This window comes from Methylobacterium nonmethylotrophicum, assembly GCF_004745635.1.
Classification (GTDB): Bacteria; Pseudomonadota; Alphaproteobacteria; order Rhizobiales; family Beijerinckiaceae; genus Methylobacterium; species Methylobacterium nonmethylotrophicum.
Window position 1 is genome coordinate 1 of sequence record NZ_SRLB01000068.1, and the last position, 11,708, is coordinate 11,708.

11 protein-coding genes and 2 pseudogenes are annotated in these 11,708 nt (G+C 67.1%); 5 read left to right on the forward strand and 8 right to left on the reverse strand.

Annotated elements, in window-relative coordinates; all coding sequences use genetic code 11:
* Nucleotides 1-279: IS66 family insertion sequence element accessory protein TnpB (gene tnpB, locus EU555_RS35315; RefSeq protein WP_135419983.1), on the forward strand; the 279-nt coding region annotated here is incomplete at its 5' end.
* Nucleotides 280-358: 79 nt separating this feature from the next.
* The gene (tnpC, locus tag EU555_RS35320; protein ID WP_135419985.1) at nucleotides 359-1,915 is read left to right on the forward strand and encodes an IS66 family transposase; all 1,557 of its coding nucleotides are present in this window, start codon (nucleotides 359-361) and stop codon (nucleotides 1,913-1,915) included.
* Nucleotides 1,916-1,938: 23 nt separating this feature from the next.
* On the opposite strand, the gene EU555_RS35325 is transcribed toward tnpC, so the two are convergent.
* Nucleotides 1,939-2,760: an ISL3 family transposase gene (locus EU555_RS35325; protein ID WP_135419987.1), complete on the reverse strand. Its 822-nt coding sequence runs from the start codon at nucleotides 2,758-2,760 to the stop codon at nucleotides 1,939-1,941.
* A gap of 113 nt (nucleotides 2,761-2,873) precedes the next feature.
* On the opposite strand from EU555_RS35325, the pseudogene EU555_RS35330 reads away from it, so the two are divergent.
* Nucleotides 2,874-3,449: pseudogene (locus EU555_RS35330) on the forward strand (IS3 family transposase); the annotation flags it as partial.
* Nucleotides 3,450-3,489: 40 nt separating this feature from the next.
* Here the strand turns inward: EU555_RS35330 and EU555_RS35335 are convergent.
* The 3 genes from EU555_RS35335 to EU555_RS35345 form a co-directional block, all read right to left on the reverse strand.
* Nucleotides 3,490-4,764, reverse strand: a complete 1,275-nt coding sequence (locus EU555_RS35335) for a multidrug ABC transporter ATPase (protein WP_245524652.1) — start codon at nucleotides 4,762-4,764, stop codon at nucleotides 3,490-3,492.
* Nucleotides 4,765-5,651: 887 nt separating this feature from the next.
* Nucleotides 5,652-6,122: an MgtC/SapB family protein gene (locus tag EU555_RS35340; RefSeq protein ID WP_342636511.1), complete on the reverse strand. Its 471-nt coding sequence runs from the start codon at nucleotides 6,120-6,122 to the stop codon at nucleotides 5,652-5,654.
* 167 nt (nucleotides 6,123-6,289) lie between these two features.
* Nucleotides 6,290-6,628 carry an ArsR/SmtB family transcription factor gene (locus EU555_RS35345; protein WP_135419990.1) on the reverse strand — a complete coding sequence of 113 codons (339 nt, stop codon included), beginning with the start codon at nucleotides 6,626-6,628 and terminating at the stop codon, nucleotides 6,290-6,292.
* A 224-nt stretch (nucleotides 6,629-6,852) separates the two neighbouring features.
* On the opposite strand from EU555_RS35345, the gene EU555_RS35350 reads away from it, so the two are divergent.
* Nucleotides 6,853-7,836 carry a lipid kinase gene (locus tag EU555_RS35350; protein ID WP_135419992.1) on the forward strand — a complete coding sequence of 328 codons (984 nt, stop codon included), beginning with the start codon at nucleotides 6,853-6,855 and terminating at the stop codon, nucleotides 7,834-7,836.
* Complete coding sequence (locus EU555_RS35355) at nucleotides 7,821-9,056, forward strand: sodium:proton exchanger (RefSeq protein WP_135419994.1); 1,236 nt, start codon at nucleotides 7,821-7,823, stop codon at nucleotides 9,054-9,056. Before EU555_RS35350 ends, EU555_RS35355 begins: the two co-directional genes overlap by 16 nt.
* 84 nt (nucleotides 9,057-9,140) lie before the next feature.
* Here EU555_RS35355 and EU555_RS36570 read toward each other — a convergent pair whose 3' ends face one another.
* The 4 genes and pseudogenes from EU555_RS36570 to EU555_RS36575 form a co-directional block, all read right to left on the reverse strand.
* The gene (locus EU555_RS36570; protein WP_167858769.1) at nucleotides 9,141-9,428 is read right to left on the reverse strand and encodes an RT0821/Lpp0805 family surface protein; all 288 of its coding nucleotides are present in this window, start codon (nucleotides 9,426-9,428) and stop codon (nucleotides 9,141-9,143) included.
* Nucleotides 9,429-9,636: 208 nt separating this feature from the next.
* A pseudogene (locus EU555_RS35365) lies at nucleotides 9,637-9,885 on the reverse strand (transposase domain-containing protein); the annotation flags it as partial.
* Between the two features lie 29 nt (nucleotides 9,886-9,914).
* Nucleotides 9,915-10,643 carry a class I SAM-dependent methyltransferase gene (locus tag EU555_RS35370; RefSeq protein ID WP_135419998.1) on the reverse strand — a complete coding sequence of 243 codons (729 nt, stop codon included), beginning with the start codon at nucleotides 10,641-10,643 and terminating at the stop codon, nucleotides 9,915-9,917.
* Between the two features lie 645 nt (nucleotides 10,644-11,288).
* A partial coding sequence (locus tag EU555_RS36575; protein ID WP_167858770.1) for a threonyl-trna synthetase occupies nucleotides 11,289-11,708 on the reverse strand: 420 nt, incomplete at its 5' end.

Below are 11,708 nucleotides of genomic sequence, written 5' to 3' on the forward strand. Positions count from 1 at the left end.
GACGGGCTGGCCGCCCTCGTCCAGGACCATCTGGCGCGCGATCCGTTCTCGGGCCAGGCCTTCGTGTTCCGCGGGCGGCAGGGCCACCTGATCAAGGTGCTGTGGTGGGACGGCCAGGGCCTGTGCCTGTTCGCCAAGCGCCTGGAGAAGGGCCGCTTCGTCTGGCCGTCCACCGCCGGTGCCGCTGCCGCGTTGACGCCGGCCCAGCTCGCCATGCTGCTGGAAGGCATCGACTGGCGCATGCCGCTGCGCACCGACCGGCCGACGATCGCAGGCTGAGAGCGGCAGACTACCGAGGTGGCCGCGTCCGTGGTCAGGGCCGGTGGCGACGGCCCCTGGCAAGGGCTAAGCTGTTGGCATGGCTCTCGATCCTGCCTCGCTGCCCGACGACGTCGACGCGCTCAAGCGTCTGATCGTCGGCCTGGCGCGCGAGGCGGTCCACGCCAGCACCCTGATCGAGAAGCTGCGCGGCGAGCTCGCCCGGATGAAGCGGGCGCGGTTCGGCACCTCGTCCGAGAAGCTCGGCACGCGCCTCGAGCAACTCGAACTGGCCATCGAGGCGCTGGAGGTCGACGAGGCCGAGCGCCTGGCCGGCACGCCGGTCGTCGCCGAGGCAAGGGAGGCCGCTCGGCTCAAGCCCGCCCGGCGGGACCTGCCGGCGCATCTGCCGCGCGAGAGCGTGGTCCACGCCGGTCCCTGCGCCTGCCCGGCCTGCGGCGGGAGCTTGCGCCGGATCGGCGAGGACGTGACCGAGAGCCTCGACTACGTCCCGGGCCGGTTCAAGGTCGTGCGCCACGTCCGCGAGGTGTTCGCCTGCCGTGCCTGCGAGCAGGTGGTCCAGGCGCCCGCCCCCCACCATGCGGTTCCCCGCGGGCGGGCTGGTCCCGGGCTCCTGGCCCACATCGCGGTGGCGAAGTTCGACGACCATCTTCCGCTGTATCGCCAGGCCGAGATCTACGCGCGCGACGGCGTCGAACTGGCGACCTCGACGCTCTCGGGCTGGCTCGGCGCGACTGCGGCCACGCTGCAGCCGCTGACCGAGCTTCTGCGCCGGGAGGTGATCGGCGCCTCGGACGTCCTGCACGGCGACGACACGCCGATCCCGGTGCTGGCGCCCGGCACGGGCAAGACGAGCACCGGGCGGCTGTGGACCTACGTGCGGGATGAGCGTCCCCATGGCGGCGCCCGTCCGCCGGCGGCCGTGTTCTTCGCCTCGCCCGACCGTCGAGGCGAGCGCCCGCTCGCGCACCTGGCGGCCTTCTCCGGTGTGTTGGTGGCCGACGGCTATGCCGGCTTCAACGGGCTGTACGAGGCCGGGCGAGTGGGCGGCGGCCTGACCGAGGCGGGGTGCTGGGCGCACGTGCGCCGCAAGATCTTCGACGTGCACGCCGCGACGGGCTCGGCTCTCGCGGCGGAGGCGCTGGAGCGGATCGGGGCGCTCTACGGGGTCGAGCGCGACCTGCACGGCAAGCCGCCCGATGCCCGCACCCGCGAGCGGCAGACCCGCTCGAAGCCGCTGGCCGAGGCGCTGAAGGCGTTTGCCGAGACGAGCCTGGCCCAGGTGCCGGGCCGCTCCGACCTGGCCAAGGCGTTGCGCTACATGCTGGCGCGCTGGCCGGCGCTCATGCGGGCCTTCGACGACGGGCGTCTCGCCCTCGACAACAACGCGGCCGAGCGGGCGCTGCGCTGTGTGGCGGTCGGGCGCAAGAACTACCTGTTCGCGGGATCCGAGCTGGGCGCCGAGCGTGCGGCGGCGTTCTACACCCTGATCGAGACAGCGAAGATGAACGGGCTCGATCCGGAGGCCTACCTGCGCGACGTGCTCACGCGCATCGCCGATCACCCGGCCAAGCGACTGGCCGATCTGCTGCCCTGGAACTGGATGCCGACCAGTGAGGCCGAGCAGGCCGCCTGACCAGTGGCTCCGTCACCGAGCGCTTACGGTTCGACCGGCGGCGCTTCCGCTGCGGCTCGGCTCACGATGGTTCGCGCGACACGGGAGAACTCGCCGCGGTGCCGATCGAGCACCTGCACCAGCGCTTGCGAGCCGTTGCAGAGCAGATGCCATCGATCCGCGACCTGGACCGCCCCGGGGGCGCCGCGACGCACACCATCGGCATAGGCACCGGCGCGGTCACGAGCCACGACCTCGACGCCGGGATGCCGCTGCAGCCAGTCGGCCACGGTGGCGGCCTCGCGGTCGGGCAGCAGGTCGATGACCTGGCCTCGTTCCAGATCGCACAGGATCGTGCCGTAGCGCTGACCACGCCGCCAGGCCCAATCGTCGATGCCTAGCACCCGCGGTGCGCGCTCGGCCTGCGCGGGCGCACGACCTCGCACGAGGCGCAGCAGCGTGTCGGGGCTGATCGGCAGGCCGATGCGCCCCGCCAGGCGTGCGCCGGCCTCACCACCGAGTGCGAGACCGAGGTGGTGCTGAAGGTCGCCGAGGCGGTGAGTGCGGCGTGCGCCGGCCTGAGCAACGCCGGCGAGGCGCTCGGCGAAGACATGGCGCGGGCAGTATGGCTGCGGGCAACGCCATCGCCGCGTCTGGACCGCAATGACGACGCGCCGACCCTGCCACGGGAGATCGGCCAGGGTGCGGGTGTAGCGCGAATGGGGACTGGCCGAGGTCTCTCCACATCCTGGGCAGGCAGCAGCCGTCGCGCGGAGATGGGTGCGGATGATGATCTGGTCAGGCTCGTGGTCGACCTGATCGACCACGAGACCGGCGGGGATGAGGGGCAGCAGGCGTTTGGACACCGGCTCAGATGTGGAGGGCGGTCCTGATGTTCATGATCCGTGCGGCCCCGTGACTCGCCGCCCGGCTGCACCATAAACGCGGGAGAGCCCAAAGGTGGGTCAGACTTCAATCGGCGTTGACACGGTTCCGACCTTGCACGACCGACAGCCATCACGACCTGCCAGTCGCTCCGAACCTTCTGAAGCAGGATTTCTCGGCCGCAAAGCCCAACACAATCTGGCTGGCGGACATCACCTACTTGCCGACGGGCGAAGGCTGGCTCTACCTGGCTGCCGTTCTCGATCTCGCCACGCGCAAGATCGTCGGCTGGGCGATGCGCGACCATATGCGGGCCGAGCTAACCTTGGCTGCTCTGATGATGGCGACCCAGCGACAGCGGCCAACCGCTGGGCTGATCTGTCACTCGGACCGCGGCAGCCAGTACGCGGCTGAGGCGTATCGCAAGCAACTCGCCGTCATGGGGGCGAGACCATCCATGAGCCGGACGGGCTGCTGTTACGACAACGCCCCGATGGAGAGCTTCTTCCACACCCTCAAGGTGGAGCTCGTCCACCAGCGACGATGGGCGACCCGCGATGAAGCGCGGCGCGACCTGTTCGCTTACATCGAGGGCTACTACAATCGGCAACGTTTCCATTCAGCTCTCGGCTACGTCACACCCGAGCAAGCTGAGCGGAATGCGAGCTAAAACCCGTGTCCGCGAAAGCGGGGGAGGATCACCGACCTCGTCACCCAAATCCCCGCATAGCTCCCGGATGGGGACAGTCGAGCGCCTTGGTGACCTCCTCAAACCGGGCTCTCGCGTCGGACCAACTCTGAGCGAAGTCGAACAACTCGCGCATCGCTGGCGCGATCTCTTTGTAGGCTGCAAGCGCCGCAACGAGGGCGCCGAGCGAGAGACGCTCCTGCACGACGAGGTAGCCGCCGATCAGGAAGAAGAAAAACGGGGTGAGGTTGGAGGTGTAGTTGTAGAGGCCCTTGAGCCAGCCTTTAATGTTGTTGATCTCAACCCGAACCTGTTCAAGGTCCTCCACCAGATCCACCTGCCGCAACAGGATCGACTTTCGTGCGGCACTGTCGAAGGGCGATGAGAGCGGAGGGCCGGTACTTACCGCTGTCAGAAGCCCACTGAGAGTCCGCGTCGCGTGAACCCGCTCGCGCACCTTGACATTCAGGCGCCGCTGCAGGCGCGGCAGTACGGTGAGCTGCACCGGTAGCATCATGAGCGCCGCTAGCGCGAGGGCGGCGTTCTGAAGGAGTAAGAAGACGACACTGGTCACGAGCGTGCCACCCTGAACGAGCGGCACGACAACAAGGCTGCCCCCGAAATAGCCGATGGGCTCCACTTCCTGCACGACAACGGCCGCGAGAGTAGCTCGTCGCTCGGGCGAGTGCTCGTTGCGCGCCCAACGTATCATAGCCAAGCGCAGGCGCCGCACGAGGCGCTCGCTCACGCGTCCGCGCGCTCGGTTGACTGCGTCTTTGGCGAACCCGCTCAGCGTGAGCACGGCCAGATAGCTCGCGCACAGGGCGAATAGAAGCTCCACCTGTCCGAGGGTGAGTCCTAGGATGGTCATCTCCGGGTGACCGTCCCCGTCCGCATCGGTGATGGCGCGGTTGATGATGTGCTTGGGGATTTCGAGGAGAAGCCACGCCGCCGGCAGCGTCAGGAGAGAGAGCAGTACGAGACGCAGCTGGAAGCGCAGCGTCCCCCGTACGACGAAGCTTTCCAGGTGCCAGGCCGGTGCGTCGTCGCGACCGCCGACCGACGTTCGCGACCTTAGCTTCGGCCGGGTACCGCGCGGCGGAACGGCCGCCGAACGGGTTTGCTGGTGCCGCCGTAACCCCATCCATCGCAGGCCATACCGGATAATTAGCCACCCCGTCCACGCCGGCGCAACAACAAAAGCAAGCACGGCCAGGAGGTCGACCCACCAGTGGCTGTAAGGGTAATCGAACCCCGTAATCCGGTGGGTTAGCGTGTGGATGAATGTTGGTGTCACCAAGAAACGCTCCGATGTCGGTTTCGCACCCCTCGTGGAGTCCAGCTTCCCGACGTAGTTGTATTCGTGCCGCTGACAAGTGAGACCTCATCCTGCTGATGGCGGCCATCCTCGCCGCGACGGGCCTCCTGTTGGTCGCCTCAAGGCCCAGGCGGGTGGGCCGGACTGGCGCCAGGGACTTGCTGCGAGCGGTCGGAAGGTGATCATGAGGCGGCGACAGAATTGGGCAGGTGGCAGGAATTTGTCGGGCGCAGCCCCGTCGGTGGCCCGTCGGTGGCGCTTCAGGCGCTGCAGCGGACGCCGAGGCTTTGAATGTCGGTCGTCTCGACCTGGTCGAGCGCTAGACCTGGTTAGTGCTCGCGGTCCGCCCCAAAAAACCCGGGGGCCTTGACGTGCTCGGCTGCGTCGCCTGAATCGGGGCCGGCCCGAGCGGCCTGCTGTTCCTCGGTCTCAACAGCGAGACGCACGCGCTAGCGTCGTCGCGGGGCGCGGCCTGGTTGCGTAGCGCGCTCGCGCCGACCCGCGTGCGGGCGGGGCGACATGCCGTCATGAACGCTGCCGCAGCGCACCCGGACCTCGGCATGCTGCTAAGGGCCGCCTCGGACTTCTGGACCCTGTCGGAATGCCGCGACCTGATCTTCCACATTGCGGAGCAGCGTGATGCTGGAAGCCTGCGGGCTGGGATTGCTCGGTCTGGAGCCCGAACGCTCCTTCGATTAAGTGGGCGTTTCGTGGCCGATCTTTCGGATCCGGCCCGCGGCGCAGTCGTCGACAGCGTAGCACGGCTTCGAGGCCCGCCATCTCGAAACCTCCGGCGACACCTACACATCTGCGCTCGGCAGGCGCGCCCGGGATAGTCCACGCTGAGCCTCGATGCCGGGGTGCCGTCAGTCGGGATGCCTGGCCTCGCCCGCTACGGTCCGCGCTCGCGTCGGCTCGCCGAGTACGCCTTGGTCTCCGGGCGCAGCGACCCCAGGACCGGGCTTCAGAGGCGTCAAGATCGCGAGGACCAAGAAGTTGCATAGGGCGAGGATGAGTCCGAGATCGTAGTAGCCGAAGCCGACGGCCGCCCCGATCACGCCCACATTCCACAGGCTCGCTGCGGTCGCGGTGCCGTGCACGTTGTCGCCGCCTTTCAGGATGGCGCCGCCACCGATGAAGCCGATACCGGTGATGAGTCCCTGGAGGATGCGTGCCTGCTCCGGCGTGCGCGCGCCGAGGAGCTCGCTGGCGAGCAGGATGAGTCCGCAGCTGGCGATGGCAACGATGGGAAAGGTGCGCAGTCCGGCGCTGCGCGCCTCGCGCTCGCGGTTCCAGCCGAGCGGAAACGCGAACGCGAAGGCGAGGGCGAGTCGCACGATATGATTGGGTACGTCTCCCCAGATGCCCCAGTATGAACCCATAATCCCTCGCCGGTTTGAGAATGTCCCGAGGATCACACGCACGTCGTGCTGCCGCTCCGAGCGCGGGGATGTGCTTGATCCGAGACGATACCCCGTTCTCCATGGGCGTCGCCGGGTGCGGATCAGTCTGCACAAGGAGCATCCTCGCCCTCCACCGCGCCCAGACAGTTTTTCCCGCTGACATGCGCGACCATGTCCGTGACCACGCAACGCACATGCGCATCGGTAGTCCCGTAGAACACCTGCTTGCCCCGCTTCTGCGAGCGCACGAACCGCGCCGCGCGCAAGAGGCGCAGGTGATGACTGACAAGTGACGTTGACAGGCCCACGCGACGGGCGATGTCGCTTACGCATAAAGGGCCATCGAGGCAGACCACGGCGATCCGCAGGCGGCTTGCGTCGCCGAGTAGGCGGAAAATCTCGGCGAGTTCGGTCGCCCGCTCCTCGTCCAGGTCCAGCATCACCGCGCGTCCATGAAACATTTGAATACGTGTTAGAGTTATCAGTTCAGAGCGGCAGGTCAAGGAGAACGAACGATGCGAGGCTCAGCCAAGCGGCGGCATCCGCCAACCTGCTGCGGGCTTTCGGACATTCGAACCGTTGGCGCGTCAGCAGCGGTCCCATCCGGGCACGCGGCGCGGGCCTGATGTCGGATCCCTGTGGAGGCCGCGCGGAGGGGTACGAGATGGGGCAAGCGAGATCATCGCCGCGACCCCCTCGGTGTGCTCTTCTGCTCCTGAACCCGCGAAGCCGGAGCGGGAGCGCGGACGCGGTGGAGGCGGCGGTCCGGCGCCTTGAGGCCGGAGGTATGGCGCTGGTGCGCCGGCCCATGGGCGGACGGGAAGATGTGACCCGCGTGATCCACGACCTTGCCGCTACCGTGGAGGCTATCGTCGTCGGCGGCGGGGACGGGAGCGTCAACGCGGTCCTGGAGGGCGCGCTGGCCGCTAAGCTACCGCTCGGCATCCTGCCCTTGGGCACGGCCAACGATCTGGCCCGCACCCTCGGCATCCCGACCGATCCCCTGGCAGCGGCCGGGGTGATCCAGGCGGGCCACCGCCGACGGATCGACCTTGGCCGGGTCAACGAACACCTATTCGCGAATGTGGCCAGCCTCGGCTTGAGCGTCGAGCTCACGCGCCGACTCACCGCACCGATGAAGCAGCGCTGGGGGCGCTTCGGCTATCCCATCGCCGCTGCTCAGGCCCTGATCCATGCCCAGCCTTTCGTGGCCGAAGTGCGCTGCGGGCCGCTGTCCGAACGGATGTCGATCCGGCAGATCGTGGTGGGCAACGGCGTCTTCTACGGAGGGGGGATGGCGGTGTACGAGGCGGCGCAGATCGACGACGGCTGCCTCGATTTCTATAGCCTGCATGCGCACCGACGCTGGTGGCTACTTCCCGTGCTGCTCTTCCTCCGCGGCGGACGCCAGCGCGGCCTTCCGGGCGTGCGGGCCTTCTGCAGCCTCGACCCCATCCATATCCGTACCGAGCCGCCGCTGCCGGTCAACACGGACGGCGAGATCACGACGACAACGCCGGCACTGTTCGAGGTCCTGCCGCGAGCCCTCACCGTGTTCACTCCCGCGTCCTCAGGTCCGGCAACTCCCGCTAGCCCTGAGCAGGCAGCCCACCATCCTGACGGAGGCTCTGGATGCGACGTTTCTTGATGCTGGTGGCGGTCGCCGCGCTGGTGGCGATACCGGCGCTCGCGCTTCGTCTGACGGGCGCAACGATCGGGCCCCTCGGCGAGACTGCAGCCTACGGCCTGGCGATCCTGTCAGCCGGTTTCCTGCTCTCTTGGGGGGCCGAGGCGGCTGAGCGGCACATTTCGCAAGGCCTGATCATCGCCGTCGTCGCCCTGGTGACCGTACTACCCGAGTACGCGGTCGATCTCTACTACGCCTATCAAGCCGGCAAAGCGGGGCCCGGTTCGCAGTACGTCCACTATGCCGCTGCCAACATGACCGGGGCGAACCGACTCCTCGTCGGTTTGGCTTGGCCGCTGTTGGTGGTGATCCACTGGGCGCGCGGCGGCGGGCGAGCGCTGGACTTGTCACGCAGCAACGCGGTCGAGGTCGTCTTCCTACTCATGGCGAGCCTTTACGCCTTCGTCATCGTCCTCAAGGACAGCATCACGCTCCTCGATTTCGCTATGCTGGCCGCGCTCTTCGGAGCCTATATCTGGAGCGTGCGCGGTAGGTCCGAGGCTGAGGACGAGGAGCCCGGCCCGGCCGCGGCCCTGAACACGCTGCCGCTGCGAACGCAGTGGGCCGTCATGGGTGCAATGACGCTCGTCGCCTGCGTGATCATCCTCGCGTCGGCCGAGCCGTTCGCCGAGGCCATGGTGCGTTCGGGCCGGCTGCTGGGCCTCAACGAGTTCCTGCTGATCCAGTGGTTGGCGCCGCTAGCGAGCGAGGCTCCTGCCGTCACCGTCGCGATCCTGTTCGTGGTCGCAGGGCGTGCGGCGAACGGGCTCGGCGCCCTCGTCAGCGACAAGATTAACCAGTGGACGCTGCTCGTCGGCATGCTGCCGCTGTCCTTGAGTGTCGGCGCGGGTTCTATGTCTTCCCTGCCGCTCGACGCGCGCCAAGGCGAAGAGTTTTTCCTGACCGCAGCACAGTCGCTGTTCGCCTTGGCGCTGCTCCTGGGTCTACGGCTCGGCCTCGGGTCGGCCCTGGCGCTGGCAGCCCTCTTCAGCGTGCAGGTTGCGCTGGCCTTCGCCTACCGGAACGACGAGGCGCGCATGGTCGCGACGCTGATCACGCTCGCCTGGATCTATCTGGGACTGGCCGCCATCCTGTTCCTGGTGAATGGCCGGCGCCTCCTCGACCTCGGGCGCACCGCCCTCTTGGAGCGGCGGCTGGCGCGGCGGGGCGGGGCGAGGTGACGCAAGGTCAGCGTTGAGGGGGGCTGGCCCGGCGGTCTCCCCAGCGGTCTGCCCGGCCATTGAGATGTCCGCCTGATGCTCGCCTCAGCGTTCGAGCTCCGTCACCTCCCAGTCGTCGCCGGCCTGCTGGCAGGCCATGCCGCGAACCTGGGCGGTGCGCTGCGCCTCCTCGACGGTCGCCAGGAAGGCGCGGCAGATCCGACCCTCGCGCACGATCGGCAGGGCGACCGGCGCGATGCTGCCCTTGCGGCCTGTGGTCGGGTTGTCCCATCGCACGCGCAGGCCGTTGCCACTCGGCTCCAGGGCGAGGCCGAGAACGCCATGGGCCCTGCGCCAGTCCTCTTGGTCCAATCCCGGAAGCGATAAGGGCACGCTCCGCTTTGGATCGTGCCCTGCAGCGCCGGTCGGGCCCTCGGCTGGCCGGGAGACCGGCAAGGAGATCGCGCAGGCCGGCAAGGCTAAGATCAGGAGCATCCCCCCGACCCGGGGTAGGAGGAACGAGGCCGGTGAGGATCGGAGCGACGACATGGGAGTGGGCTCGCTGAGGTTGGAGGTGAGGGGAAGAAGGTAAACGGAGCTTTCAGGCCACGGCTTTGAGGTCTTGCGCGCTGGCGTAGGCCCAGGGCAGCAACTCGTCGAGGCGGCGGTTGGGATGGCCCTCGGCGATGCGAGTGAGCACGTCGCTCAGGTAGGCGTGCGGCTCCACCCCGTTCAGCTTGCACGTCTCGACCAGCGAGGCGATCACCGCCCAGTGCTGCCCGCCGCCGTCCGAACCAGCAAACAACGCGTTCTTGCGCGTCAGCGCCAGCGGCCGGATCGCCCGCTGAACGAAGCGTTTACCCGCTCCACTGCGTGATCTCACTGCTTCCGGCTGCGGACCAAGGCCATTCGGCCGATCCAGATGGGATGCTCCGATAACCGGCGTGCGCCCGTAAAGCCTGCTTCCGACAGGAACTTCGGCCATGTCCCCGACGTATGGGATCTGGTCGCCTCCGCGCCATAGAGCAGCTGGGTAACTCGCAAGATCACATCTTCTCTCGAGGCCTTCGGCTGATCGATGTCCGCCGCTAAGACGATGCCGCCCCTTCGAACGATCCGACGAAGCTCTCGCAAGTTCTTGATTTTGTCCGCCGGTTCAAGACCGTGTAAGTTGAGAACTAACATGGCCTTGTCGAACTGGCTCGCACTGAACGGCACTCTTCTCGCATCCTCGAACGTCATAGCTTTATAGTTGGGTAAGCTCATGCTGGATGAGCGCTTGAACGCTCTCGCGATCCGGCGCCGGTCGAACTCAACCGCAGTGAATTTGGCTTCCGGGAAGCGGTTCGCATAATACAATGCGCGCAAGGCGCTTCCGGGGCCACAGTCGAGAATGCATTCGCCGGGCCTTGGTGCGAGTGCCTCCGAAAGTGGGGCATACCATTTTGGGTCATCGAGAAGACAGGCATCGACCAGCATGCGCAAAGCCTCCGAGAGCCATCGGCCGCGGACTTGCCGGCTGGCCGGCACCTCGGTGTGTATGAGATCGGTTTGGCTCTTGGCATACAAGAAGCCTGTCGTGCTCTTGCCGACCTGCACCTTCAGCATTCCCGTCGGGCAGAGAAGGACGCTTTATCGGAGCAAATTCCAACGCCGGCGTCCGAGACTAGCCTCTCGACCTTGGCCTGCATTACCTTGCTCTTCTCCTCAGCAGCCATCCGCCGGTCGCACGCCGTCCAGAGATCCTTGACCCGATCGAATAAGCCTGTCCCGCGTTGAACGGCGTGGTCAGCTCCGTGAAGTGCAGGGTCTCGCGCTGGCTGAGCACGCTTGCCTCCGCGCGCCGGCTGCTGTTCCCGATCTGAACATCGTTGAACAGGGTTTGGTTTACGGTGAGCCCCGCCCCACTCGGACGTGTGGTCTGCTTCAAGCTCCTGCCGGCCAGGTTCTTTCCGCCGATGAAACCCCTAAGCCGGCCTGGACGGCCAGGTCTCGTCGGCCCCCCGCATACTTGCGCGGCCCGTATTGACCTGCAGATTGACACCGTAGACACGCGCGAGCGCTTTCCAGCGTCTCGGCTCCAACGCAAATGGCTGCTGCTCCGATCGCCATCAGCGTGGCCAATCCTATGGCAACGGTCCGATGCTCCACCGGCAGTCCGTCGGGCACGAGCAACGTGCTCTGGAAGTGGCAAATCGCCCTCCCTCTGCAAACTCGGGGCATACGAACCGATTCGGCGAGGCGGCATAGGCCTCATGGAGACGTTGCCTCGAGCAAGGCGGAGGTGTGAACGGTGGCCGGATGGCCCACGTCAGCTTCGTGCGCCGCGGAGCATTTCTCGTACTGATCGCCGATGGCGATCATGATCAGCCGCTTGCGGCCGCCTTCGACGGAACGAATTGCCAGGAGCGTGTGTCCGCCGGGCCAGACCACAATCTCCGATCTACTGTCCTTGACGGGTTCGCCGTGGCGCCGGACTCCTTCCTGGTAGATGGGCTCGTAGCGTGCGGGGAGCTCGGCTTCCGGGAAGTTTCGGCTGACCCAGATGACCTGCTGCAGGCCCTCGTCCCGGCAGATCTCAAGGACGACCTGCTGAGTGTCCGGCCCGGAAGCCGGCGGCTGCCCATGAAAGTAGAACAGGGCCGTGATGTTGGCCTCCCGATCCGCCATAGA

Bases quoted from the DNA above. Each gene is read 5' to 3' on its own strand.
- tnpC (WP_135419985.1), top strand. From the start codon at position 359: ATGGCTCTCGATCCTGCCTCGCTGCCCGACGACGTCGACGCGCTCAAG.
- EU555_RS35345 (WP_135419990.1), bottom strand. From the start codon at position 6,628: ATGCTGGACCTGGACGAGGAGCGGGCGACCGAACTCGCCGAGATTTTC.
- EU555_RS35350 (WP_135419992.1), top strand. From the start codon at position 6,853: ATGGGGCAAGCGAGATCATCGCCGCGACCCCCTCGGTGTGCTCTTCTG.
- EU555_RS35355 (WP_135419994.1), top strand. From the start codon at position 7,821: ATGCGACGTTTCTTGATGCTGGTGGCGGTCGCCGCGCTGGTGGCGATA.
- EU555_RS35370 (WP_135419998.1), bottom strand. From the start codon at position 10,643: ATGCTGAAGGTGCAGGTCGGCAAGAGCACGACAGGCTTCTTGTATGCC.